The following is a 26,220-nucleotide window of genomic DNA, read 5'->3' on the forward strand; positions in this document are numbered from 1 at the left end:
AATAAAATAAAAAAATTTCATTGTAAAATAAGAAAAAATTATAAAAATATTTAAAAAAGTAAAAAAATAAAATTAGTTTGCCATTAGAAAAAAGCCACTTATTTAAGTGGCTTTTTTAGCTAAATTTTAGCGATTTTTTATTGCATTAATAATATTAGTTGTGGAACAACCATCTTCAAAGTTAAGCACTTTAACCGTTCCACCTGCGGCAATTACTTCCTTTCCACCGGCAATATCCTCAGGTTTATAATCGCCACCTTTGACTAAGACATCGGGCAAGACATTAGCAATGAGTCGTTGAGGGGTTTCTTCTTCAAATGGCACAACCCAATCAACCGAATCAAGCGCGCCTAGTACAATCATTCGTTGCATAAGTGGGTTTATTGGTCTTGATTCGCCTTTTAGTTTTTTTACCGAGGCATCGCTGTTCACAGCAACAATTAGGCGATCGCCAAGTTTCCGAGCATTTGCCAAATAAGAAACATGCCCTGCATGTAAAATATCAAAACAGCCATTGGTCATGACAATTTTTTCACCACGCATGCGCGCCTTTCGGACCTCTTCTTTTAGTTCGTCTTCGCTCATGACGCCAAAACCATCATCAGCACGTGCACGTATGGCGTTTTCTAGTTCGACTTGTGAAACGGTCGATGTACCTAGTTTGCCAACAACCACACCAGCTGCAGCATTGGCTAAAAAGCAGCTTTCTTCTAAAGATTGTCCAGCAGCTAAAGAAGCGGCTAATGTCGCAATTACAGTATCGCCTGCGCCGGTGACATCAAAGACTTCTTTGGCTTGGGTTGGCAGATGGTAAATTGGTTTGTCTAATTGTAGTAGTGTCATACCTTTTTCACTACGCGTGACCAGCAGGGCTTTAAGATCATACTTTTTGATAAGCTGATAACCTTTTTCGACAATGTCTTCTTCGTTTTGGCAGTGTCCAACCACGGCTTCAAATTCAGTCATATTTGGCGTCAATAATGTTGCACCACGATAACGCTCAAAATCCGTACCTTTGGGATCAACTAAAATCGGTACATTAGCTTGATTAGCAAGTTTAATCATTGCTTGAACTGCCGATAATGCGCCCTTAGCATAGTCCGATAGAACCAACACTTTATGAGTCGTTAATGCTATTTGAATTCGTTCAAGAATAGGGGTTGCATCAATATTACCAAATCCTTCTTCAAAATCGATACGAATTAATTGTTGATTGCGTGATAGAACTCGCAATTTGGTGATAGTTGGGTGCGTTGAAACGGATACAAAATCACATTGAACGTTATGTTTACTAAGTTGTTTATCAAGAATTTTGGCTGGCTCATCAATGCCTGTTAATCCAATAAGTCGTGCATTACCACAAAGTGAAGTAATATTCATCGCAACATTGGCTGCACCACCAGGTCTTTCTTCTAAAGAGTCAATTTTCACGACGGGTACAGGGGCTTCAGGTGATATGCGATTAGTTCCCCCATACCAGTAGCGATCTAACATAATATCGCCCACAACTAATACATTGGCACAATTAAAATCAGGTAATGATGTTTTCATTATGACAGGTTATCCTTACTTGTTCAGTTTAATTCATTGGTTATCTGTTTATGTCTATTGTTCAGACTCTTGGCTCTCATCTTCTATATTGTCATGTTGACGCGGTTGGTAAAAACGGGCAAAAAAGGTGCCAATTTCAAACAGTAAACAGATAGGTACAGCTAATAATATTTGTGAAAAAACATCTGGTGGTGTAACAAACATTGCAACGGCAAACACACCAACAATAATATAAGGGCGTTTGTTGCGTAGGCTTTTGGGTGTGGTGATTCCAGTCCAGCAGAGCAAAATAATTGCCACAGGCACTTCAAAAGCAAAACCAAATACTACAAAAAGGGTCATGACAAAATCGAGGTATTTGGTAATGTCAGTGTTGATTGCAACATCAACCGGTGCCGTATGAATAAAAAAGTAAAACGCTAATGGAAACACCACAAAATAAGCAAACGCTATCCCCATATAAAATAGGATTGTGCTTGATACGATTAAAGGCATCACCAAACGTCTTTCGTGTTGGTATAGTGCTGGCGCAATAAAGCCCCAAACTTGGTATAACACATACGGAATAGAGATGAATATCGCTACCACCGCAGTCAGTTTAATCGGTGTAAAAAATGGCGCGGCAATATCGGTTGCTATCATGCTACTACCTTGAGGTAATTGGCTGATGAGCGGATTTGCTACAATATGATAAATATCATTAGAAAAATAAAATAAACAAATTAATACCAATAAAATACAGATAATACAACGTAAAAGCCGTGTTCTGAGTTCAACAAGATGTCCAATTAATGGTTGAGTAGCATCGTCTGTCATGATTTTTTATCTGAATGTGTTTGTGGATCGATTTGCGTTGCTGAGTCGATTTCGTTTTGTAATGATTCAGTTACACGCTTTAAGTCGTCAATAGATTCTTGAATTTCAGGCGTAAGAGTTGTTAAACCACTTTTTTCAGCCTTTTTTAAACTGTCTTGTAATTCTTGCAGTTTAAGTTCTTTATTTAACTCTAACTGTACAGTGGCTGACATTCGGCGTAGTACCTTTATCCACCCTGCAACTGTTTTTATCGCAATAGGTAACCGTTCTGGCCCTAATACCACCAGACCAATAATTAATACTAATAATAATTGACCAAAGCTGATATCAAACACGGGTTACTCTTTCTTGTCATTATTGGTGTTAGTATCAGATGAATCGGTATTTTCGATTTTTTGTGAATTATTGCTATCTTTTTTACCGTCATCATCGTTCATTGCTTTTTTAAAGCCTTTAATTGACTCACCAAGATCTGAACCCAATGAACGTAATTTTTTTGTTCCAAATAATAGTACAACAACAGCAATTAAGATGAGAAGTTGAGGCAAGCTTGGCATCATGATAATTATCTCCAGTGGGGGTTGTTAATAGCAAAATTATACACGCAAATTATAATATCCTAAATAACTAGCTTTATGCACGATCTTTAATGCACAATCAATATAATAATACATAAAGCACAAAATAGACCAAGCATTGCGTATAGATTTCGCTCACGCTTTTTACTACGCTTTAGTTCTTGATTGATTTGTTTTAATTGAACATTGATCTGTTTGGTGATTCGCTCATAATCATTTAATTTTTCAGGTAATTGTGGCAACATGACTCTCCACTCCGGCAATGATGCCCAAGCTTGTTGCAGTATTTTTTTAGCACTATATTTATCTTGATACCATTTTTCTAAAAACGGTTTGGCAGTTTGCCATAAATCAAGTTCAGGATAAAGCTGACGGCCAAGTCCTTCAATATAAAATAGTGTTTTTTCAAGAAGAGTTAGTTGTGGTTGAATATTCATTTCAAATTGACGTGCAACTTGAAATAATTGCAGTAAAATCTGTGAAAATGAGATTTCAGCAAGTGGTTTTTCAAATGCTGGCTCACACACATTGCGCATTGCCATTTCAAGTGCTATAGCATCAGTATTTTCAGGCACCCAACCTGATGCGATATAAATTTCAGCGATTTTCCGATAATCTCGATTAAAAAATGCCAAGAAATTTTCGGCAAGGTAACGCTGATCATCATCACTTAATATGCCAACAATGGCACAATCAATACCAATATAACGCGGGTTTTGTGGTTCGGTAATATCGACAAAAATATTACCCGGATGCATATCAGCATGAAAAAAGTTATCACGAAATACTTGAGTAAAAAAGGCTTGAACACCGCGCTCTGCAAGTAATTTCATGTTGACATTGTTCTGCTTGAGTTGCTCGATATCTGAGATGGGAATGCCTTTAATACGCTCTTCAACAATTACATTTTTTCGACAAAGATCTTGATAAACATAAGGGATATATAAAGTATCACTATTGATAAAGTTATCACGCAATCTAACAGTATTATAAGCCTCTTTTTGTAAATCTAACTCTTTTAATAGCGTCATTTCATAATCGCACACTATTTCAACAGCTCGTAGTTTTTCACCTGATTTGATACGTTTAGTAAATTGTTTAGCCACCCAATACATTAACCCTATATCAGCTTGAATAACCGGTAGAATATTTGGTCTTAAAACTTTTATGACAACTTCGGCTTGGCTATGTTTTAATACCGCAGTATGAACCTGCGCAATTGATGCTGATGCTAATGGTTTTTCGTCAAAATTTGCAAAATAATAATCAATTGGTTGTTCTAACGCTGCTTCAATCAGTTGTTTAGCTATTTTACCATCAAAAGGAATAACTTGATTTTGTAATTTAGCTAAAGCATCAGCTATGTGTTTTGGTAAAACATCACGCCGAGTTGAGATCATTTGTCCAAACTTGATCCAAACTGGACCTAATTCTTGCAGAGCTTGTTGTAGACGTTCGCCTATTTCTTGATGTTTTGCCTTAGGTCTAACCCAAAAAAAACAGAATAATAAAGTGCGAAGCCATTTGGATGAACGATGTTTCGGCAATAGTTCATTCAACTGGTAGGCTCGAAATACAGTTAAGATTTTAAACAGTCTAAAAAATGTCATTATTATTCATCACATCAAAATTTAAAGCCAATATGTAACGCAACAATACCACCGGTCATATTGTGATATTTCACATCAACAAATCCTGCATCTTGCATCATTTTTTTCAATGTGTTTTGATCGGGATGCATACGAATTGATTCGGCTAAATAACGATAACTTTCAGAATCATTTGCCACAATTTTTCCCATTAATGGTAACATGGAAAATGAATACAAATCATACGCTTTATTTAGTATTTGATATTGTGGTTTAGAAAACTCAAGAATTAATAAGCGTCCACCTGGTTTCAGTACCCGCCACATGGATCGTAAAGCCTTTTCTTTATCGGTGACATTGCGTAAACCAAATGAGATAGTAATACAATCAAAATAGTTATCAGCAAAAGGTAATTCTTCTGCATTGGCTTGTACATATTCGATATTCTTAAATAAGCCTTTATCACGGAGTTTATCTCGTCCAACTTTTAACATTGATTCGTTAATGTCAGCTAAAACAACTAATCCATTATCACCAACCAGTTGTGAGAATTTTGCAGTTAAGTCACCTGTTCCTCCAGCAAGATCTAGAACTTTTTGGCCTTTACGTACACTGCTATATTCAATAGTGATTTTTTTCCAAATACGATGAATACCAAATGACATAAGATCATTCATAACATCATATTTATCAGCAACAGAGTGAAAGACTTCGGCAACACGTTTGACTTTTTCTTGTTTTGGAACTTGTCTGTAACCAAAATCAATTTTTTCTTGATTTGTATTGTCTTTATTATCAAAAGATTGAGACATAAAATTTACCTATCACAAAGATTTGCCTTATTTTAACATAAGCCATAATAAATGTGATGAACTAAATCAATAATGCTTCAACCTTCTTTGAAACAGTTTCAAAATATTCAAGTTGAGAGCGTTGTGGTTTTAAGTCTTTTTCGTGAATGACTAAATCAAACTGGTAACTGTCTTTAAAGGCTTTTAAAACATCATTATCTTTTTGGAAAATTTGCTTGTAATACTGCATTAGTGTTGCAAAATCAATGGAAGTAAAAACAAGTTTATTAGCATTTTCAACAGCTTTTGAAACTCGTTCAACATGTAACATCGCAATTTTAATATAATCAGATTCACTTAAATAGTTATGATGGGTCGAGATTTCTCGCTCGATATAATTAATATAGCCATTAGGCACATATTGTGTATTATAAATATTAGCCAGCTGAATAGGTAATTCACAAAATCTACCTTGACCAATAATAGCCACTTTTTTAACAAAAAAAGGTTTTGCTGCTTGCGCAATAAAAGACCAGTTTTTATAAGGGTTTTCGCGGATTTGTGTGGCACTGATGTTCATAAAATGTCGATCAGCATCAACAATGGCAACCGAACAACCGAAATAGTGCTCATGATTTTTGACATCTTGAGGTTCACTGGTAAAAACAACATTTGGGATAATTTTATGCTCAGCAAGGAGCTGCTTAACACGATCACTCCAATCTTGCCAACCGTTAGGATAAAACTCAATACCTGCTTCATTAAGTACATGGATATGAATATTATGGCGATCTTTAAACGTCTCTTTTAACCACGAAAAACGGTCGCTTACTTGAGGTTGTTTTGGTAGATGGCTTTTATCAAATAGTTGCTTATCGCGTGAGGCTTCACAACCAAGAAAAATATGTAATTGATCAACTTGGCTTATGGCTTTTTCAATCAAATAAATGTGACCACAATGTAAAGGATAAAACTTCCCGAAAATTAAACCAACTTTATGCTTAAAAGCCATAACCATTACCAAAATACACGAATATTAATAATAATTTACAGAAAAAAAAAGCAATTTCTAATCAAATTATGCTTTATCATCTAACTTATTAATAATAAATAAAATAATATGTAATTATTTTTGTAAGTTAGATAATAAAATACCTGTTGCGACCGAAATATTCAATGCAGGCATGTTATCGTTGCCTTTTAAATGCACAACAACATTAGCACAGTTGATAAGTTTCATATTAATTTGTTGGAATATGACTAACGCTACTTTTTTATTAAAACGAATTTTATGCAATTCACTTGAAGCAATGGACTTTGCTTGGCAAGGTAATAGTGCGACAACTTGGTAACCGCGTTGTTTAAGCATATCAAGTGAAGCAACAAAATCATCACTTTTAATTGCTGCAACAGCTTCAATACCACCTTCTGCTACTCGCATAGCTGCGCCACTATCGAGTAAATTTGATTGGCGCAACATCACCCCATTAACGCCATAAAATGCAGCACTACGTATTAATCCACCTAGATTATGAGGATTGTTAACATCGTCAATTGCTAACACACAATCATGATCTCTATCATTTTGCTCTTCTAAATAATCTAATAAGGTGAGCGGAACACGCTTTTTAACAATTAAACAGACGCCACCATGATGTTGAGTTTGGGTTATTTTGCTAATTTGTTCACTAGAGACAACGTCATAGCCTAAGCGCTGTTTAACTAACCAGTCGATTAAATCTTTGAACTGATAAGCTACTTCTTCGGTAATAAATAGTTTGACAATGGCTGTGCGTCGATGTTTAAAAACAGCCTTACAACTATTTTCACTATAAACTAAAGTTTCTTCTTTACGTTGACGATATTCATCATAACCAAATGTAGGTGTTTGTTGATTAGTGCGGACTTTTTTTTGCCATGGTGAATCGTTATCAATGAAAGATTGAGATTGATTAATTTCAACACTAAACTTATTTTTTACAAAATCAGATTTATCATTTCGAGGTTTGAATGTTTCTATACGGTCATGGCGATCGCGTTTAGGTTTCGGCTGAAATGAATCATCTTTACGTTTACCTTTCCACCCGGTAGACTTTTCAGTAGCTGAGTGAGAATGCTTCTTAGGTTCACTATTTTTGGCGTAAAAAATAGTCGGTTTGTTTTTTTCAGTATTGTCGTTCATATCAATCTCACAATTCAACAGTTAGCGCGTACGAATGGTTGGGGCTATTTTATCTAATACACCATTAACAAATTTATGGCTGTCAGCAGCACCAAATGTTTTAGTTAACTCAATGGCTTCATTAATGACCACTTTATAAGGTACATCTTGACGTTTCATTAATTCATATAGTGCGATTCGCAGTACCGCTAATTCAATTTGCCCCAATTCATCAACAGAGCGTTCAGTGAGATACGGTGCCATTTTATCATCTAATTCGGCGGTATTTTTTGCAACTCCGTTAAATAATTCACGAAAATACTTAGCATCAACGCCTTTCATATCTTGTTCTGCAATAAAACTTGACTCAACATCAGCAAGATCGTTTCTGGAAACTTGCCAAGAGTAAATGGCTTGCACCGCACATTCTCTTGCTCGACGACGAGGATTAACTAATGCCACTAAATTACTCCTTAATTGCTTTAATAATATTTAGCATTTCCAGCGCAGTTAATGCAGCTTCAGCACCTTTATTGCCAGCCTTAGTGCCTGCACGTTCAATAGCTTGTTCTATACTTTCAGTAGTTAAAATACCAAATCCGACAGGAATGGTATTATCTAGGCTTGCGCTTAATAAGCCAGAGCTTGATTCACCAGCTACAAAATCAAAATGCGCCGTACTTCCCCGAATGACAGTACCTAACGCTACAATTGCATCATATTTTTTCGACTGTGCTGCAACTTTGGCCGCAAGTGGAATTTCATAAGCACCTGGAACCCAAATAACCGTGATATTTTTATCATCAACTTGTCCAATGCGTGTTAATGCGTCAATTGCACCATTTACTAGGCTATCATTAATAAAATGATTAAAACGTGCCACCACAATTGCAACTTTAGCTTTTGGCGCAGCAACTTTACCTTCAATTGTTTGCATATAAATTCCTTATCAATTCTATTTTAAATGCTATTTCACTCTCTTTTAAGTGAAAAAATATTTAATAAATTGTATCACGAATGAAAGACTTATCCTATTAGCAAATAACGTTACGAACAAGTTCTATCCAAGATATTAATTAAAAAAAATGCAAAGAATTTCACTATTGTAAATATATTACTCGTTAATATTAAAATTAATTTAAATTTTGTTGTTATTTTATTTCTTGCTACCAGTAATGATTTTAATTCATTTTCATTTCGATGTTTATTTTTATACTAGAACGCACTCTTGCCTGACAATATTGGTCAAAATTGGGAATTTTATTTTTATCACTTGCAAGCTATTTGGAACGAATTAAAATGGTATATAAATTTATTAAGGAGAAATAGTAGTGTACATTAACAATATTCGTGATGAGTTAAATCAAGCCGTTGACGTATTAACCAAATTTGTTTCAGACGATAAAAACCTTGAACGAATTCAACAAGCCGCAATTTTAATTGCTAATTCGTTTAAACAAGGAGGCAAAGTTTTATCATGTGGTAATGGTGGTTCTCATTGTGATGCGATGCATTTTGCTGAAGAATTAACTGGGCGTTATCGTGACAATCGTCCGGCTTACCCTGCAATAGCAATATCTGATGTAAGTCATATTTCTTGTGTTGGTAACGATTATGGATTTGATTATATTTTTTCTCGTTATATTGAAGGTGTTGGACAAAAAGGTGATGTGCTTTTAGGTATTTCAACTTCAGGCAATTCAGCTAATGTGCTGAAAGCAATTGAAGCAGCAAAACAAAAAGGCATGAAAGTCATTACATTAACAGGTAAAGATGGCGGTAAGATGAATGGACTTGCTGATGTTGATATTCGTGTTCCACACTTTGGTTATGCCGATCGCGTACAAGAAATCCACATTAAAGTTATTCATATTCTTATGCTACTGATTGAAAAAGAGATGGTCAAATAATATGTGTGAATTATTGGGTATGAGCGCAAATGTGCCAACCGATATCTGCTTTAGTTTTACCAGCCTAGTTAAACGAGGTGGGGACAAAGGTCCCCACAAAGATGGCTGGGGAATTACGTTTTATGAAGGCAAAGGCTGCCGAACATTTAAAGATCCCGAGCCATGCAGTTATTCACCTATTGCTAAAATGGTGAAAGAATATCCCATCAAATCTAAAGCCGTAATTGCCCATATTCGACAAGCAAATCGAGGCGGTGTCGCCCTAGAAAATACCCATCCATTTACCCGTGAACTGTGGGGTAAAAACTGGACTTTTGCGCACAATGGACAATTAACCAATTACCAGAATTTAGATACAGGACTTTTTCAACCTATTGGAGAAACCGATAGCGAATATGCTTTCTGTTATTTAATAAATCAACTACATCAAAAGTATTTACACAAACCTTTTGATGTTCTTGAGCTGTTTAATTTTATTAAACAATGTGCCAATCAATTAAGCCAACTCGGCATATTTAACATGCTACTGTCTGATGGGCAATATGTATTTGCTTACTGCACAACTAACTTACATTGGATAACCCGCAAAGCGCCATTTGGCAAAGCAAAATTGCTAGATGAAGATGTAGAAATTGACTTTCAAAAACATACAACACCGAATGATGTCGTTACCATTATTTCTACATTACCATTAACCTCAAATGAAACATGGCATAAGCTTAATACTGGCGAGGCTATTTTATTTAAAGATGGTGAAATTAGCCAATCTTCCTCATTTTAACACATGGCATTGTTGACTCATTTTTAAATTGATATTGTAGATAGCTTAAAGTTAATAGCCCAATTGTGGTCAACACTATCCATGGAAGATGTAAAAAACCCATTTGCATAGCAATATCATATAACCAACCAGCACCGGTATAACCAATAAATCCGCCTAGAGCAAGACCTAAACGACTAAATCCCATGTAACTACCTTTTGCCTTAGGATTACTCAGTACTGTTGATAAAGTTTCACGCGCGGGTTCGGCAATAATAGCCCCTAAATAAAATAATGCAATTAGTGATAATAATGCAGTTAATTGTGATGTAAAACCTATAATAACAAAAGCACATGACATTAAAAATAGACCAAACTTAAGACGCTGATCTAATCTAAAATATTTTTCACTCCAACGAGCTAGTGGATAAAGCAGTACCAGTGAAATACCTGCTTGAATAGCATACATCCATTTCACATAACTTGGGCTACCTGATACGCTAGTGATGGTTAAAGGTAGCATCAACATAATTTGTACCCATAGTACATAATAACCGGTTAATGTAAGCACATAGCGTGTGAATTTTTTATCTTTTATAACCATTTTCATGCCATTAATAATAGGCGCTTTACCAATGGCAATGTGGTAAGCCGGTAGGAAAAAAATATTAAAAATCCCACATAAGAAAAAAATAAAAGCACCACACCAACACACTAGATGGAAGTCATAATCAATTAAAACTCCACCAATAAGAGCACCAATTACGGCGCCAGCATTATCTTGTATCATTAACAGTGATATAAACTTACCTCGCTCATGTGGACGGGTAAATTTAATAGTTAGTCCCATTCGGGGCGGATCAAACAATAATCCCCCTAACGCTGAAAGTAAGCAAGAAAGTAATAATAACCAAGGCTCACTTGCAATAGCCATGCAGATAAAACCAATACAGCGTAAAAACATACCGGCGACAATCATAGGTTTCGCACCAAATCGATCGGCAATAGCACCACCAATAATGCCAAAGCCCTGTTGAACAAATTGCCGAAATCCTAGCGCAAAACCAACAAATAGTGCGCTCCAACCCACTTGACTAACAAAGTGGGTTGAAACCAGTGGAAACACAATATAAAAACCTAAAACAATAAATAGATTATCAAGCAACAGTATTTGCCGACCCATTTTACGAATTTGGGATGGTATTGGCATTTATTTGACTCTTTGCGCTAAATAGTTTTGATAATCAGGAATTTCAATATCAACTTCTTGCGTAAAAATAGAAGACTGAATCAATGCATTGGCTGTTGCTTGATTAGTTGCAACTGGAATATTCCAAACCGTAGATAACCGTAATAACGCTTTGACATCGGGATCATGAGGTACTGCATTAAGTGGATCCCAAAAAAAGATTAAAATATCAATTTTACCTTCCGCAATTAATGCACCAATTTGCTGATCGCCGCCCATAGGACCACTTAGCATTGGTGTAATATTGAGTCCAGTTTCTTGTTTTATTAATGTGCCTGTTGTCCCTGTACCACATAAATTATGTCTAGAAAGCTCCTCACGATTTTTTTTACACCAATTTAATAAGGAATCTTTTAAGTGATCGTGAGCAACTAAAGCAATATTTTTTTTAGCCATTAATTTACGTGTAGTATAAAGCATCATTGTTATCCTAATATATTATTAGATTTATAGATTTTTAACAGAGTATTAATTAAAGTGCAAGGGATATTTAATCAGTAACGAATAATAAAAAAGGCACCGAAGTGCCTTTTAAAAATACAAAGATACACCAATTAGAATTGGTAAATTAAACCAAGCGCGACTGTGTCTTTAGTTGTACCATTGATTTGTGATTGAGTAAATGAAGCATCTTTATATAATGCACGACGTGCACCAATGTCATCTTTATCTAATAAATTGATTTTATAATCGATAATAGCTTTTAGATTTTTATTAAAATCATAAGTTAAACCAACATCAACATATTTAGCTAAATCATTACTTTTAAGCCCTGCATCATTTGAATAATGAGATGCATCTTTAACTTTATGTTGAATATAAGCAACAGATGGGGTTAAACGACCCACTTCAAAGTCAATGCCGTATTGCGCAACAAGTTCATAGCCTTTGGTTTTTAAATCATCAGCGCGGTGAGTCGTTGATGCATTATCCCAACCATATTTTTGTTTGCCTTGGATATATAACGCAGCTAAATAAAGGTTGTCATTATCATATTTGATACCTGCTGACCATGTTTTGGCATCTTTATGACCACCGGTTTGTGCATAACCAGCACCAACAGATAAACCAGTATCAAGTACATCCCAATCAACAACAGAACCCCATGCTTCAGCGCTATCATTTTTTTCATTATTAGCCTGTTTTTTGAAATGGCTTGTTGAACTGTTATCGCCGTTATCCGCATATTGAGCTGCAAAACGTAGACCATTTACTAAGCCGAAGAAATCTGAGTTACGATAAGTAGCAACGGCTTTTGTACGAGCTGTTAATGCATAAAGATTATTATTTGAAGCATCACCACCAAATTCGGGTAAAACATCAGTATAAGACGTTAACGTTTTTAATACACCATCATTGCGACCATAGTCGAATGAACCAAAATCACCAAAGTTTAAACCAGCAAAGGCATAACGCGTTTCGTTATTTGCATTTTTACCTGTATTTGCTTCGTACTCCCAACGACCATAACCAGTTACGCTGTCTGTCACTTGTGTTTGACCTGACATGCCTAGACGTGCTGTAGTTTTGTCGCCTTCACCTGTTTGATTATCGCGATCAGTAATATAGTTTAATGCATAAACTCGACCATAAAGATCCACTTTATTACCGTCTTTATTCCACACTTCGATAGAAGCGTTTGCTGTACCTGCAATTAAAAGCGCAGGAATAGCGATTGCTAATAGATTACGTTTCATTTTGTTACCCTCGTAGGTATATTATTAAAGATGCAAATTATATTTTGCTTTTCGTTTAATAAATAATTGCCAATAAATAACAATTATATTATTACTGTGATATCTATTTTTTAGATAGCAAATAGATTTTATTGTATTTATTATCTATTTAGCAACGTTAATTAGATGAATTCTGCGAATTTACAATATTTTAATACTTAATGTGATTTTTTTTAGGCATAAAATGTGTTTTTAAATAGAAAAGTCTTTAGTTAACAAAAAAGGCACCGAAGTGCCTTTTTATAAGATATATCAAAAGATATTAGAATTGGTAAATTAAACCAACACCTAACACATCTTTAGTACCTGGTTTAGTATCGTGACCACGTGAATTTTTGGTGTTTTGCGCAGCACCAACATCATCGCGATCAAGTAAGTTAAATTTATATTCAACAATTGCACTGAAGTTTTTGTTTAGATCGTAAGTTGCACCTAGAGATACATATTTAGCTACAGGTGAAGTAAATCCATAACCGCGATAATGGATATTATCTTCGGTGAAACGAACTGAATCAGCTTTAACTTTATGTTGAACGTAAGCTAAAGATGGAGTGATACGACCTACTTCTAAATCAATACCATACTGAGCTACTAATTCAAAACCTCTAACTTTACCATCAGCAGTTTTGTAATTATCGTTATGCGTCGGTCCATATACCACTATATCTTTGAATTTAGTTTGGAAATAGTTAGCACCTAAATATAAATTCTCGTTATCATACTTAAGACCAGTTGCCCAAGTACTTTGACGATTATCGCTATTTGAAGTTTGAGCATAACCCGCTCCAGCAGTTAAACCAGTGTCAAAAATGTTCCATTGAACATTAGCACCCCAAGCTTCACGAGACTCACCTCTAATACGATCTGTTTTAAATGTATTGGAATTATCGCCATTATCAGCATATTGTAATGCAAAGCTTAAGTCATCAAATAAACCAAAGAAGTTGTTGTTACGATAAGTTGCAACTGCTTTAGCACGAGATGAAAGCACGTTCCAATCGTTGTTTGCAGCGTCGCCACCAAATTGTGGTAATACATCGGTATAAGCTGTAATTGCTTTTAACACACCGTCGTTACGACCATAATCGACTGAACCAAAATCACCAAAATTCAAACCAGCAAACGCATAACGAACTTCGTTATTAGAGTTTTTACCTGCTTTCGCTTCATATTCCCAACGACCGTAACCAGTTACGCTGTCAGTAATTTGAGTTTGACCAGACATACCTAAACGAGCAGAAGTATCATCACCTTCACCATTCTGACCACGGTCAGTGATGTTGTTAGCTGCTTTTACTCGACCGTAAAAGTCAACTTTATTACCATCTTTGTTCCAAACTTCAATAGATGCATTTGCGCCCGCTGCTACTAAAAGCGCAGGAATAGCGATTGCTAATAGATTACGTTTCATTGTTTACCCTCATGGTTATTTTCTAAAATGACACTTTCCATAAGTTTTAGTGTCATTTTTGCTTAATAATTGTTAATTCAAAAAATAATATTTTTATCTATTATTTTTACCTACTTTTTACAGTAATGTAAATTATGTATAAATTTTTTTTAAAATCAAGTGAACTTTTCATTAAACCTGAGGTCTAAAGCTAATATTTGCTCTGTTTGTCTGTTTTTTGCTCAATTTAAAGTTTTTTAACTCTCCACCGAAAAAATTTCTTGTCATTTATTCAATTTAAAAGTTTGCATTGCGCGGCGTCCTTGGAAATGGAATCACATCGCGCACATTTTGAACACCTGTGACATACACAATTAAGCGTTCAAAACCAAGTCCAAAGCCCGAATGTGGCACTGTGCCATATCGACGTAAATCACGATACCACCAATAATCTTCTTTATTCAGTCCCATCTCTTCCATACGTTTATCCAACATATCTAAACGCTCTTCACGCTGTGAACCACCAATAATTTCACCAATCCCTGGCGCTAAAACGTCCATTGCTGCAACTGTTTTACCATCATCATTCATACGCATATAAAATGCTTTAATGTCTTTTGGATAGTTTTTGACAACCACTGGCGCTTTAAAATGTTGTTCGGCTAAGTAACGTTCATGCTCTGAGGCTAAATCGATTCCCCAACTGACAGGGTTTTCAAACTGAGCATCACAGTTTTGCAAAATAGTTATAGCATCGGTGTAATCAACTTGCGCAAAATCAGCATTAATAAAGTTTTCAAGACGTTTAATTGCTTCTTTATCAACATGCTGGGCAAAAAATTGCATATCATCAGCTCGTTTTTCTAATACGGCTTTAAACACATATTTCAACATGTCTTCGGCAAGCTTAGCATTGTCGTTAAGATCAGCAAACGCCACTTCAGGCTCCATCATCCAAAACTCAGCTAAATGACGAGTTGTATTTGAGTTTTCAGCTCTAAATGTTGGACCAAAAGTATAAACTTTAGAAAGTGCACAAGCATAAGTTTCGGCATTTAATTGCCCAGAAACAGTTAAAAATGCTTCTTTACCAAAAAAGTCTTTATCAAAATCGACCTTACCACTATCCGATTTAGGCAGATTTAAGATATCTAGAGTCGAGACACGGAACATTTCGCCCGCTCCTTCGGTATCTGATGCAGTAATAATAGGTGTTGATAACCAATAAAAACCACGCTCATCAAAAAATTGGTGAATGGCTTGTGCAAGCGTATGGCGTACACGCGTTATCGCACCAACAATATTGGTTCTTGCTCGTAAATGAGCCACTTCTCGCAAATATTCAATAGAGTGACGTTTAGCTGCCATTGGGTAAGTTTCAGGATCGTCAACAAAGCCATATACTTCAACTTGTGTTGCTTGTAATTCATATTTCTGACCTTGACCTGGTGATTCTACTACTTTACCAGTAACTTTAACCGAACAACCAGCTGTTAAACGTAAGATCTCTTGTTCATAATTAGGTAAATTCTTTTCAATAACCGCTTGAATAGGATCAAAGCAAGAGCCATCATAAACGGCTAAAAATGAAATGCCGGCTTTAGAATCACGCCGCGTTCTTACCCAACCTTGAACAGAAATTGTGCTACCAACAGCAATTTTGCCTTGTAACACATCAACAATAGGTGCAACTGAAGTCATTTTAATTATCCATCTCTACATTAATTTGTTTAAGTGATATTTGAAGTAATACAGATCTATTCTAACGGTTATTCCATAGCAAAATGGAATTTTTAAATAATAAAATCTTGATTACTGATCTCTATTTTCTAATATGAACGATAGGTTAAATATGAATTATTATCAAATTTTAACACTAAAAGTTCGTTTTAATTCATCAATAAAATCTAAATCCTGAGATATCGTTTTCCCTGGACTATCTGATAGTTTTGCAACGGATTGATCATTGCATTCCGTTAATTTAAGTACAATATTTAAAGCCTTAGTATTAGCCTCTTTAGAAGGAATATCGCAAGCTAAAAAACCACCTACGCCAAAAGATAATTTTACGCGATGGTTAAAATGATGATAAATATTAAGTGCCTTATCAAAATTTAAACTGTCTGAAAATACCAATAACTTTGTTTTAGGATCAATGCCTAACTGCTGGTAATGCGCGATAGCTTTTTCGCCCCACTCAATTGAATCGCCCGAATCATGGCGAAGTCCTTGATAGTGAGACGCAAAGTGCAGGTCAAAATCACGTAAAAACGCATCCATTGTAATACAATCGGTCAATGCCACGCCCAAGTCATGAGGATATTCATCTAACCAAACCTGAAGCGCATTTGTTTGACAATCCTGAAGATTATGGCTTAAACGCTGATGAGCTTGAAACCACTCATGTGCTTGCGTTCCAACAGGCGTAAGCCCTAAACGATAGGCAAGTAAATAATTACTAGTACTGTGAAAGTTATTAAAATGCGTTTTCAAATAACTAACGACAGCCTCTTGTACCGCAAACGAATAACGCCTACGAGTACCAAAATCCATTAAATTAAAACCCGACATATCCATATTAGCTGTTTTTTCATTAAACAAGGCTAATTTATCTTTTAGCCTTGCCAATGCTTCATTAACGCCAATATTTGGTGAACGGTCTTTATGGACAATCTCACTAATAACAGCAAGTAATGGTACTTCCCATAAAATGACATCTAACCATTTTCCTTTAATGGTAATGGAAAGCTTCCCATCTTCATTTTTAATAGTAAGCAAATTACTATTAAAACGCCATTTTTTAAGCCAATTTAAATAGTCAGATTTAAAAAAGGAGATATTTGACAAATAGTTAAATTCATCATCAGACAAAACTAATGATTCCATTAATTTTACTTGATATATTATTTCATCAGCATATTGCCCTAGTAAATCATCACTACGACAACGAAACTGCGCAACCACGGTTGCTTCAGGATAGCGATGAAATACAGCCTGCTGCATATGCAACTTATAAGCATCAGTATCTAATATTGATGTAATGATTGCTGGTAACATGTAAATTTAGTGTTATTACTTTAAATAAAATTCCGAAGATTATAGCAGAATAATAATGAAGATATAGATTAATTATGTAATAAGATTGTTTTTAATCAGCTATAATATTTGTTAGCACAACGTATAAATTGAGTCTAAACCCAAAGGTCATAACAACATGAATACAAAAACACCTGAATCGCAACCTATTGCAAAAAACCGTCTTGATTATAAAGCGCCTAATTTTACTATTACCGACATTGATCTTGATTTTGATTTAGCGCCCGAAATAACAACAGTAACAGCTCGTAGCCGCGTCGTTCAAAAAAACCAGCAAGCGAGCGATTTAATTTTAGATGGCGAAGACCTTAAATTGATCTCCATTAATATCGACGAGCAACCATGGCATGATTATCAAATCACAAAAACAGGAATAATTATTCACAACGTGCCTACCGAGTTTACTTTAACGATTGTTAACGAAATCAAACCAATTAATAATACAGCACTGGAAGGATTATACGTATCAGGCGAAGCGCTTTGTACGCAATGTGAAGCGGAAGGATTCCGACATATCACCTATTATCTTGACAGACCCGATGTACTTGCACGTTTTTCGACACGCATCACTGCGAATAAACAACGCTATCCTTACCTACTTTCGAATGGTAATCGCATCGCACAAGGAGAACTTGCTGATGGACGTCATTGGGTACAATGGCAAGATCCTTTTCCTAAACCAGCCTACTTATTTGCCTTAGTTGCTGGTGATTTTGATATTTTAAAAGATCAGTTTATCACGCAATCCAAACGTAAAGTTGATTTAGAAATTTATGTTGATAAAGGTAATTTAGATCGTTCGCACTGGGCAATGACAAGCTTGAAAAATGCCATGCGTTGGGACGAAACACGTTTTGGACTTGAATACGACTTAGATATTTTTATGATCGTTGCGGTTGATTTTTTCAATATGGGGGCAATGGAAAACAAAGGATTAAATATCTTTAATTCAAAATATGTGCTGGCCAAACCACAAACAGCGACAGATGATGACTACTTAGGTATTGAAGGGGTAATTGGTCATGAATATTTTCACAACTGGACAGGTAATCGAGTCACCTGTCGTGACTGGTTCCAACTCAGTTTAAAAGAAGGGTTAACAGTATTTCGTGATCAGGAATTTAGCGCCGATATGGGATCTCGTGCAGTCAAACGGATTGAAGATGTAAAACTTTTGCGTACCGTTCAATTTGCCGAAGATGCCAGCCCAATGTCTCACCCTATTCGCCCAGAACAAGTTATTGAAATGAATAACTTTTATACAGTAACCGTATACGAAAAAGGAGCTGAAGTTATTCGTATGATGCATACTTTGTTAGGTGAAGATAAATTCCAAGCAGGCATGAAACTCTATTTCAAACGCCATGATGGCAGTGCCGCAACGTGTGATGATTTTGTTGCTGCCATGCAAGATGCCTCTGGCATCGATTTAACTCAGTTTAAATTATGGTATAGTCAATCAGGTACACCGGAACTAACCGTTACCGATAAGTACGATACAACAAATCAACAATATATTTTAACAGTGGAACAATATACGCCACCGACACAAGATCAAAATCAAAAACAGGCATTACATATCCCGCTTGATATTGAATTATATCAACCTAACGGCGAAGTCATTACACTGCAATACCAAGGCAAAGCTATTCACCATGTGTTAAATTTAACGCAGAGTAAACAACAATTTATCTTCGATAAGGTAACTGAAAAGCCGATCATTTCATTATTACGTGATTTTTCAGCCCCCGTTAAGTTAACTTATGATTATCAAGATAATGATCTCATTTTCCTAATGCAATACGCAACTAACGCATTTAGCCGCTACGATGCAGCACAAATGCTATTGGCGAAATATGTTCGTTTAAATGTAAAAAATCATCAAGAAAATCAAAAATTAATATTACCTGATTCAGTATTAGATGCATTTAGAGCGGTATTGTTATCAGAAAATACAGATCCTTCCCTTATCGCGCAAATATTGACCTTGCCATCTGAAAACGAATTAGCTAATTTATTTACTGTGGTTGATCCAATTGCTATTCATGAAGTACGTCTATTTTTATTAACTCAATTTGCTAACGAACTTTATGATGAATTATTAGCTGTTTATCACTACAATAACACTTCACAATATCAAATTAAACATAATGATATTGCTAAGCGATCACTTAAAAACTGCTGTTTAACTTTATTAGCTTATGCTGATGACAATTCGCGCGCCAATACATTAGTGAGCCAACAATATCATCAAGCCAATAATATGACTGATTGTTTAGCCGCCTTGAATGTAGCGGTAAAAGCTGAACTTGATTGTCGAACAGAGCTATTAGTAGACTTTGATGATAAATGGCATCAAGATGGACTGGTTATGGACAAATGGTTAGCATTAAACGCAACAAGCCCAGATAAGAACGCCCTTGCTACAGTGAAAAAATTATTAACTCACCGCTCATTTACGCTCAGTAATCCAAATCGCATCCGGGCATTAATTGGTGCCTTTGTAAATAATAACCCTGTGGCATTTCATGCTAAAGATGGTAGTGGTTATCAATTCTTAGTTGAAATCCTCACTGAGTTAAACCAAAAAAATCCGCAAGTTGCCGCAAGACTCATCGATCCGCTGATTCGATTAAAACGTTATGACGAAAAACGTCAACAACAGATGCGAAAAGCACTTGAAGATTTGTTAAAAATTGACAATTTATCTAAAGATTTATTTGAAAAAATTAGCAAAGCATTAGAAGCATAAATAGCAAAAATATTATCATCCTGTAATATTCTTACAGGATGATATTACATAAATGAAAAATTGAAGCTTGATACTAAAAAACATCTCTAGCTAAAATTTTTTGACAATTATTCTCATGAGTTTTAAATAATGACAATAAAAGAAATCACACCAACAGAACTGGCAAAAAAACTAAACCAGTTTGATAACATTTTCTTACTTGATGTACGCGAAGCTAACGAGGTCGCTATTTGCAACATTAATGGAGCAACGCATATTCCAATGAACCTAATTCCACTGTATTTAGACAAAATCCCTGATGAAACCGATATTATTATTTACTGTCATCACGGCATAAGAAGTCTTAATGTCGCTAACTATTTAGCTGAAAATGGTTTTGATACCGATAACCTTTACAACCTTACAGGGGGAATTGATGCTTGGGCATGCATAATTGATAAACAAATGTCAAGATATTAAAATACCCGTTATCAAACGGGCTTTATTTTTTCTCGTTTATTCTTTAGGCATTACCCAATAGCCATTTTGATTATGTGCTTTCATATAATCCTTAAACTGTTGGGACTGATAAATGCGTTTAATATCTTGTGCCCATTGGCTGTTTTCATTTCCCTCATTTACTACTACCATAATTTCTAAGTCAGGAATAATAGTTTCTGAAAGTAATGCTTTTGTTGCATCGATATTAGCCGAATAGACAATACTACCAGGGATCACCGCAAAATCTAAATCATTTAATACGCGAGGAATATTTGCTGAATCCATTTCAATAATTTCAATGCCAGCAATATTGTTAGCAATATCATTTTTACTAGCAAGAATTGGATTAGTATTTTCCTTTAATTTTATCCAACCTGCTTTTTCTAACAAATTGTATGAGCGAGCAGCGTTAGATGCATCTTGAGGAATTGCCACTTTAGCGCCAGAAAAAACTTGCTTTAATGAGGTATATTTATTTGAAAATATCGCTGCTGGCACTGATGGTACATGAACAACTGACTTTAAATGTGCATTACGTTGCTCGTTAAAAACATTCATATAAGCGGTATGTTGTGCAACGGTTAAATCTATACTGCCTTCTGTTAATGCAATGTCAGATTCAAGCAGATGAGGAAAGTTAACGAGTTTAACCTTATAACCTTCAGATTCCAGTATTGGTTTTACTGCATCATTAAAAAGATCATTATAAGGACCTGGTGATACGCCCATACTGATCGCTTTTTTGGTTTGATTATTAACATGTTTTGACGAATTATCGCAAGCATTAATTAAAAACGTTGAACTGATAACCAACGCTACTGCAAGATACCTAAAAAATTTTTGTTCAGTAAATAATGTTTTCATAAAAAAATCTCAATAGGTTATAAGAACTAAACACTGTAGCACAAAAAAAAGCGTTCATTTATTCCAAGTGATTCTATCTTATAACTTTAAGGAATAAGTTATAAAAAACGATTATTAGAGCAGAAAACTAACCTATGCTAACGTTAAATACATTATAAGTTGTCATCATTGGAAATGAATCTAAAGTTTGACATCAATCATGACATGATAATGCCGATAGCCAATTATTTATCCAAATATTAAACTAGAATAAATAGGTTACAAATAATGATTAAATTTGAAAATGTATCAAAACAATACGAGCGGAATGGCATCATCACACAAGCATTGCACAATGTTAACTTAACCATCGACAAAGGAGATATTTATGGCATCATTGGTTATAGTGGTGCCGGGAAAAGTACATTGGTTCGGTTAATTAATTATCTAGAACAACCAACACAAGGTCATGTAATTATTCAAAATCAAGATCTAAATCAATTATCAAATAATGAATTGCGACATATTAGACAAAAAATCGGCATGATTTTTCAGCATTTTAATTTGTTACAAACCAAAACTGTATTCGAAAATATAGCAATACCTTTAATTTTACTTAAAGAAAAAAAGCAAATTATTCAAAAAAGAGTCTATGAACTTCTTGAATTTGTTGGGTTGGGTGATAAAGCACACAGTTATCCTAAAGAGTTATCAGGAGGACAAAAACAACGAATAGGTATTGCTCGAGCTTTAGCCAATAATCCAGATATTTTGCTGTGTGATGAGGCAACATCAGCCCTTGATCCACAAACAACCCAATCCATTTTAGATCTAATTAAAAAAATTAATGAACAGTATCAAATTACGGTTGTATTAATTACTCACGAAATGCATGTTATTGAGCAAATTTGCCATAAAGTGGCTGTCATGGAAAAAGGTAAAATTATTGAATGTGGTAATGTCATTGATGTTTTTGGTCATCCTAAACATCAAACAACAAAAAATTTTGTTAGCACCGTAATTAATGATCAAATTCCCATTGGCGTTGTTGAAAATCTATTAGAAATAGAAGGAAAAAAAGATAACATCAGATTATTCAAACTTGAATTTTTGGGACGTTCAGCATCACAGCCTGTCGTGAATGAGTTAATTTTGCAAAGAAAAGTCATCGTCAATATTTTATTTGCTCATATGTCCGAAATTCAAAAAAATGTACTGGGCAGTATGTTTATACAATTAAAAGGGCGTGAAGATAATATCAATGATTCAATACATTATCTACGTGAACATGGGGTTCAAGTCACTGAAATTAATCATAGTGAGATCAACTAAAATGGAAACAATAAAAAATATTTTTAACTATTTAGCATCTTCATTTTCAACAACTCTAACAACAGAGCAGTTTGTTCAAGCATCTTATGAAACATTAATTATGGTATTTTTTTCCTTAGTAATTGGTGCATTAATTGGAATTCCCCTTGGTATCTGTTTAGTCACAACTAAACAGTCAGGATTATTAGAAAATCCACTAATTTATCGCATATTAAATCCAATTATAAATACTGTTAGATCACTTCCTTTTATTATTTTATTAGTCGCTATTTTGCCATTAACTAAACTAATTGTTGGCCAATCATTTGGCACAACAGCAGCAATTGTGCCTTTGACAATTTATGTTGCACCTTATATTGCCCGATTAGTTGAGAATTCACTGCTTGATGTTGACAGTGGTATTATTGAAGCTGCCAAATCAATGGGCGCAACGCCATTACAAATTATTTGGTATTTTATGTTACCTGAAGCATTTAGCTCATTAATTTTAACTTTAACCACTGCGACTATAGGCTTAATTGGGGCAACGGCTATGGCTGGTGCGGTTGGCGCTGGTGGCATTGGCGATTTAGCCATTTCATATGGTTATCAACGCTTTGATACTACTGTTACTATTATAACTGTAATTATCCTTATCATTGCTGTACAATTTGTTCAAAGCATGGGGAATTATTTAGCCAAAAAAGCAAGACATGAATAACCATGAACTTAATAGCACTCATAGTCAAGTACGATAATTAAAAGGCAACCAAATGTTTTACTCGAAGAGTTTTGATTCTTATTGATATTAAGCACGATCCCCAGTTTGATATTAAAAATTCACCATTTGTTGACCAAAATTTTAGAAAATTATTATACATTTTAGTATAAAACATTAGGGCACAAACTATTTAATTGTAAATTAGCATTAAACAATAAATTTAATCCATTTCCTTTATCCTAAATTATCAAGTAAAATATTCACAACTTAACATAATTAGTATAGGAAATAATGGTGGAAGAGGCATTACAGCAAAATTTGGTTGAAATCCATGATATGTCTTTTTATCGTGGAACAAGACCTATTTATAAAAATATGAGTCTGAATGTCCCAAAAGGAAAAGTCACGGCAATTATGGGACCTTCTGGTATTGGTAAAACCACCTTATTACGTCTGATTGGTGGACAATTAAAACCGCAATCAGGAAAAATTTTATTTGATGGTGAAGATATACCCAGCATGTCGCGTTCAAGATTGTATGAAGTACGTAAACGCATGAGCATGTTATTTCAATCAGGTGCCTTATTTACTGATCTAACGGTATTTGACAATGTGGCCTATCCATTACGCGAACACCTAAACTTACCTGAACCTATATTGCACAATTTAGTGCTAATGAAATTACAAGCGGTTGGCTTACGTGGCGCAGCTCAAATGATGCCTTCTGAATTATCTGGTGGTATGGCAAGACGCGCCGCTTTAGCTAGAGCTATAGCGCTGGATCCCGATTTAATCATGTTTGACGAACCGTTTGCTGGGCAAGATCCTATCTCAATGGGCGTGATTGTTAAACTGATATCTGAAATTAACCAATCATTAGGATTAACTTGCATTGTTGTCAGCCATGATGTGAGTGAAGTACTCAGTATTGCAGACTATGCTTATATTGTAGCTGAACAACATATTATTGCAGGTGGTACACCGCAGCAATTGCGTGATAATGACGATTCACGGGTTAAACAGTTCCTTGACGGTTTGGCTGATGGACCAGTCCCTTTTCATTATCCTGCTGATGATTATAAATTAGACCTAAGCAGAGGTATAAAATAATGTTAAATTTATTGGCAAAATTAGGGCAATGGTTTATCAAAATCATTGCAATGATTGGCCGTTCCGGTGTTATGCTGTTTGGAGCATTAATTGGTAAGCCGCAGTTTAACAAACAATGTCCATTACTCATTAAGCAATTTTATTTTGTTGGAGTTCAATCTCTCACTATTATTATTGTTTCTGGTCTTTTTATAGGCATGGTTTTGGCTCTACAAGGTTATTTTATTCTAACCACTTTTGGTGCCGAAGCAAGCCTTGGAATGATGGTCGCGCTAGCCCTACTTCGCGAATTAGGGCCTGTTGTCGCAGGTCTACTGTTTGCTGGACGTGCAGGCTCTGCTTTAACAGCCGAAATCGGCTTAATGAAAGCAACTGAACAGTTATCAAGTATGGAAATGATGGCAATTGATCCACTACGACGTATTATCGCTCCGCGTTTTTGGGCTGGATTTTTTAGTATGCCGTTTTTAACAGCAATTTTTGTTACTGTTGGCATTTTAGGTGGTGCGCTTGTTGGCGTTGATTGGAAAGGTATTGATGCAGGTTTTTTTTGGTCATCTATTCAAAGTAATGTTGATTGGTGGCATGATTTAGGAAACTGTTTTGTCAAAAGCTTTGCATTTGCCATCGCCAGCACTTGGATTGCACTTTTTAATGGTTATGATTGTGTGCCAACATCAGAAGGAATCAGTCGGGCAACAACAAACACTGTTGTTTATTCATCATTAGTTATTTTGGGGTTAGATTTTATTTTAACCGCATTAATGTTTAGTCATTGAGGTCATTAAACATGAGTCGTAAAATCGAAATTACAGTAGGATTATTGATGGTACTGGTCATTTGTTCAGTACTATTTTTATGTTTTAGAGTTGCCGATCCAACATCGTTTGCTAGTCATAACTCTTATCGAGTTTATGCTGTATTTGATAACATCGGTGGACTAAAAGTACGATCACCTATCAAAATTGGTGGGGTAGTCATTGGTCGTGTCAGTAATATTTCGCTAAACTCTTCAAATGGCGATGAATACAAACCTTATGTCACAATGGATATTGATGCGCAATATAATAAAATTCCAAGTTCAAGTTCACTTTCAATTAAAACTTCAGGATTGTTAGGTGAGCAATTTATAGACATTAATTTTGGATTAGATCAAAATACTGAATTCGAGCTTGATGCATTAGAAGCTGGTGATGCAGCTTATGCAGCCCAGAAAAAAAATGATAAACCAACTTATTTTCACGATGGCTTTGTGGTAACCAATACCAAACCAGCTATGGTGATAGAGGATTTAATAGGTCAATTTCTTTATAGCGCTGGTGGTTCATCAGATAAAGATAATAAACAAAATAAACAAGATACAAACGAAAAGTAAG

At 35.2% G+C, this 26,220-nt stretch carries 26 protein-coding genes; 9 read left to right on the forward strand and 17 right to left on the reverse strand.

Annotated elements, in window-relative coordinates; translation table 11 throughout:
• Nucleotides 1-126: 126 nt before the first annotated feature.
• The 10 genes from hldE to ribH form a co-directional block, all read right to left on the reverse strand.
• Complete coding sequence (gene hldE, locus BQ5209_RS09915) at nt 127-1,551, reverse strand: bifunctional D-glycero-beta-D-manno-heptose-7-phosphate kinase/D-glycero-beta-D-manno-heptose 1-phosphate adenylyltransferase HldE (protein ID WP_085248600.1); 1,425 nt, start codon at nt 1,549-1,551, stop codon at nt 127-129.
• A gap of 54 nt (nt 1,552-1,605) precedes the next feature.
• Entirely contained in the window at nt 1,606-2,367 is a 762-nt protein-coding gene (gene tatC / locus BQ5209_RS09920; RefSeq protein ID WP_085248602.1) for a twin-arginine translocase subunit TatC, read from the reverse strand.
• On the reverse strand, nt 2,364-2,702 hold the full coding sequence (gene tatB, locus BQ5209_RS09925) for a Sec-independent protein translocase protein TatB (protein ID WP_085248604.1): 339 nt from the start codon (nt 2,700-2,702) through the stop codon (nt 2,364-2,366). Before tatB ends, tatC begins: the two co-directional genes overlap by 4 nt.
• Before the next feature lie 3 nt (nt 2,703-2,705).
• The gene (gene tatA, locus BQ5209_RS09930) at nt 2,706-2,927 is read right to left on the reverse strand and encodes a twin-arginine translocase TatA/TatE family subunit (protein ID WP_085248606.1); all 222 of its coding nucleotides are present in this window, start codon (nt 2,925-2,927) and stop codon (nt 2,706-2,708) included.
• Between the two features lie 86 nt (nt 2,928-3,013).
• On the reverse strand, nt 3,014-4,555 hold the full coding sequence (gene ubiB / locus BQ5209_RS09935) for a ubiquinone biosynthesis regulatory protein kinase UbiB (RefSeq protein WP_085248608.1): 1,542 nt from the start codon (nt 4,553-4,555) through the stop codon (nt 3,014-3,016).
• 14 nt (nt 4,556-4,569) lie between these two features.
• Complete coding sequence (ubiE, locus tag BQ5209_RS09940) at nt 4,570-5,346, reverse strand: bifunctional demethylmenaquinone methyltransferase/2-methoxy-6-polyprenyl-1,4-benzoquinol methylase UbiE (protein ID WP_085248610.1); 777 nt, start codon at nt 5,344-5,346, stop codon at nt 4,570-4,572.
• Nucleotides 5,347-5,407: 61 nt separating this feature from the next.
• Nucleotides 5,408-6,337: a multifunctional transcriptional regulator/nicotinamide-nucleotide adenylyltransferase/ribosylnicotinamide kinase NadR gene (nadR, locus tag BQ5209_RS09945; RefSeq protein WP_167370344.1), complete on the reverse strand. Its 930-nt coding sequence runs from the start codon at nt 6,335-6,337 to the stop codon at nt 5,408-5,410.
• Nucleotides 6,338-6,451: 114 nt separating this feature from the next.
• A complete protein-coding gene (locus BQ5209_RS09950; protein WP_085248614.1) occupies nt 6,452-7,507 on the reverse strand; it encodes a TrmH family RNA methyltransferase in 1,056 nt (351 codons plus the stop codon).
• A gap of 21 nt (nt 7,508-7,528) precedes the next feature.
• The gene (nusB, locus tag BQ5209_RS09955; RefSeq protein WP_085248616.1) at nt 7,529-7,948 is read right to left on the reverse strand and encodes a transcription antitermination factor NusB; all 420 of its coding nucleotides are present in this window, start codon (nt 7,946-7,948) and stop codon (nt 7,529-7,531) included.
• A gap of 4 nt (nt 7,949-7,952) precedes the next feature.
• Nucleotides 7,953-8,423 carry a 6,7-dimethyl-8-ribityllumazine synthase gene (ribH, locus tag BQ5209_RS09960; protein WP_065586460.1) on the reverse strand — a complete coding sequence of 157 codons (471 nt, stop codon included), beginning with the start codon at nt 8,421-8,423 and terminating at the stop codon, nt 7,953-7,955.
• A 394-nt stretch (nt 8,424-8,817) separates the two neighbouring features.
• On the opposite strand from ribH, the gene lpcA reads away from it, so the two are divergent.
• Together lpcA and BQ5209_RS09970 are read left to right on the forward strand one after the other, a co-directional pair.
• Nucleotides 8,818-9,396 (forward strand): D-sedoheptulose 7-phosphate isomerase, encoded by a 579-nt coding sequence (lpcA, locus tag BQ5209_RS09965; RefSeq protein WP_085248618.1) that lies wholly within the window; start codon nt 8,818-8,820, stop codon nt 9,394-9,396.
• 1 nt (nt 9,397) lies between these two features.
• Nucleotides 9,398-10,177 carry a class II glutamine amidotransferase gene (locus BQ5209_RS09970; RefSeq protein WP_085248620.1) on the forward strand — a complete coding sequence of 260 codons (780 nt, stop codon included), beginning with the start codon at nt 9,398-9,400 and terminating at the stop codon, nt 10,175-10,177.
• Here the strand turns inward: BQ5209_RS09970 and mdtH are convergent.
• From mdtH to pncB, 6 genes are all read right to left on the reverse strand, one after another.
• Nucleotides 10,155-11,366, reverse strand: a complete 1,212-nt coding sequence (gene mdtH, locus BQ5209_RS09975; protein WP_085248622.1) for a multidrug efflux MFS transporter MdtH — start codon at nt 11,364-11,366, stop codon at nt 10,155-10,157. The genes BQ5209_RS09970 and mdtH overlap by 23 nt on opposite strands.
• The gene (locus BQ5209_RS09980; protein WP_085248624.1) at nt 11,367-11,825 is read right to left on the reverse strand and encodes a methylglyoxal synthase; all 459 of its coding nucleotides are present in this window, start codon (nt 11,823-11,825) and stop codon (nt 11,367-11,369) included.
• 134 nt (nt 11,826-11,959) lie between these two features.
• On the reverse strand, nt 11,960-13,102 hold the full coding sequence (locus BQ5209_RS09985; RefSeq protein WP_085248626.1) for a porin: 1,143 nt from the start codon (nt 13,100-13,102) through the stop codon (nt 11,960-11,962).
• A gap of 301 nt (nt 13,103-13,403) precedes the next feature.
• On the reverse strand, nt 13,404-14,552 hold the full coding sequence (locus tag BQ5209_RS09990; protein WP_085248628.1) for a porin: 1,149 nt from the start codon (nt 14,550-14,552) through the stop codon (nt 13,404-13,406).
• A 276-nt stretch (nt 14,553-14,828) separates the two neighbouring features.
• Entirely contained in the window at nt 14,829-16,232 is a 1,404-nt protein-coding gene (gene asnS / locus BQ5209_RS09995) for an asparagine--tRNA ligase (protein WP_085248630.1), read from the reverse strand.
• 162 nt (nt 16,233-16,394) lie between these two features.
• Nucleotides 16,395-17,588, reverse strand: coding sequence for a nicotinate phosphoribosyltransferase (pncB, locus tag BQ5209_RS10000; protein WP_085248632.1), 1,194 nt, complete (start codon nt 17,586-17,588; stop codon nt 16,395-16,397).
• 157 nt (nt 17,589-17,745) lie between these two features.
• Between pncB and pepN the strand changes: the two genes are divergently transcribed.
• Together pepN and BQ5209_RS10010 are read left to right on the forward strand one after the other, a co-directional pair.
• Nucleotides 17,746-20,379, forward strand: a complete 2,634-nt coding sequence (gene pepN / locus BQ5209_RS10005) for an aminopeptidase N (protein ID WP_085248634.1) — start codon at nt 17,746-17,748, stop codon at nt 20,377-20,379.
• A 129-nt stretch (nt 20,380-20,508) separates the two neighbouring features.
• Complete coding sequence (locus tag BQ5209_RS10010) at nt 20,509-20,838, forward strand: rhodanese-like domain-containing protein (RefSeq protein WP_085248636.1); 330 nt, start codon at nt 20,509-20,511, stop codon at nt 20,836-20,838.
• 36 nt (nt 20,839-20,874) lie between these two features.
• On the opposite strand, the gene BQ5209_RS10015 is transcribed toward BQ5209_RS10010, so the two are convergent.
• A complete protein-coding gene (locus tag BQ5209_RS10015; protein WP_085248638.1) occupies nt 20,875-21,723 on the reverse strand; it encodes a MetQ/NlpA family ABC transporter substrate-binding protein in 849 nt (282 codons plus the stop codon).
• Nucleotides 21,724-21,990: 267 nt separating this feature from the next.
• Here BQ5209_RS10015 and BQ5209_RS10020 point away from each other — a divergent pair, with 267 nt between their 5' ends.
• The 5 genes from BQ5209_RS10020 (at nt 21,991) to mlaD (ending at nt 26,219) form a co-directional block, all read left to right on the forward strand.
• Nucleotides 21,991-23,034, forward strand: coding sequence for a methionine ABC transporter ATP-binding protein (locus BQ5209_RS10020; RefSeq protein ID WP_085248640.1), 1,044 nt, complete (start codon nt 21,991-21,993; stop codon nt 23,032-23,034).
• Nucleotides 23,035-23,134: 100 nt separating this feature from the next.
• Nucleotides 23,135-23,734, forward strand: a complete 600-nt coding sequence (locus BQ5209_RS10025) for a methionine ABC transporter permease (RefSeq protein WP_370737843.1) — start codon at nt 23,135-23,137, stop codon at nt 23,732-23,734.
• A 291-nt stretch (nt 23,735-24,025) separates the two neighbouring features.
• Nucleotides 24,026-24,844, forward strand: a complete 819-nt coding sequence (gene mlaF / locus BQ5209_RS10030) for a phospholipid ABC transporter ATP-binding protein MlaF (protein ID WP_085248644.1) — start codon at nt 24,026-24,028, stop codon at nt 24,842-24,844.
• The gene (mlaE, locus tag BQ5209_RS10035) at nt 24,844-25,623 is read left to right on the forward strand and encodes a lipid asymmetry maintenance ABC transporter permease subunit MlaE (protein ID WP_143421908.1); all 780 of its coding nucleotides are present in this window, start codon (nt 24,844-24,846) and stop codon (nt 25,621-25,623) included. Before mlaF ends, mlaE begins: the two co-directional genes overlap by 1 nt.
• 11 nt (nt 25,624-25,634) lie before the next feature.
• On the forward strand, nt 25,635-26,219 hold the full coding sequence (gene mlaD, locus BQ5209_RS10040) for an outer membrane lipid asymmetry maintenance protein MlaD (protein ID WP_085248650.1): 585 nt from the start codon (nt 25,635-25,637) through the stop codon (nt 26,217-26,219).
• Nucleotide 26,220: the final 1 nt, after the last annotated feature.

Origin of the sequence: Gilliamella mensalis (assembly GCF_900103085.1) — a bacterium.
Taxonomy (GTDB): domain Bacteria; phylum Pseudomonadota; class Gammaproteobacteria; order Enterobacterales; family Orbaceae; genus Gilliamella; species Gilliamella mensalis.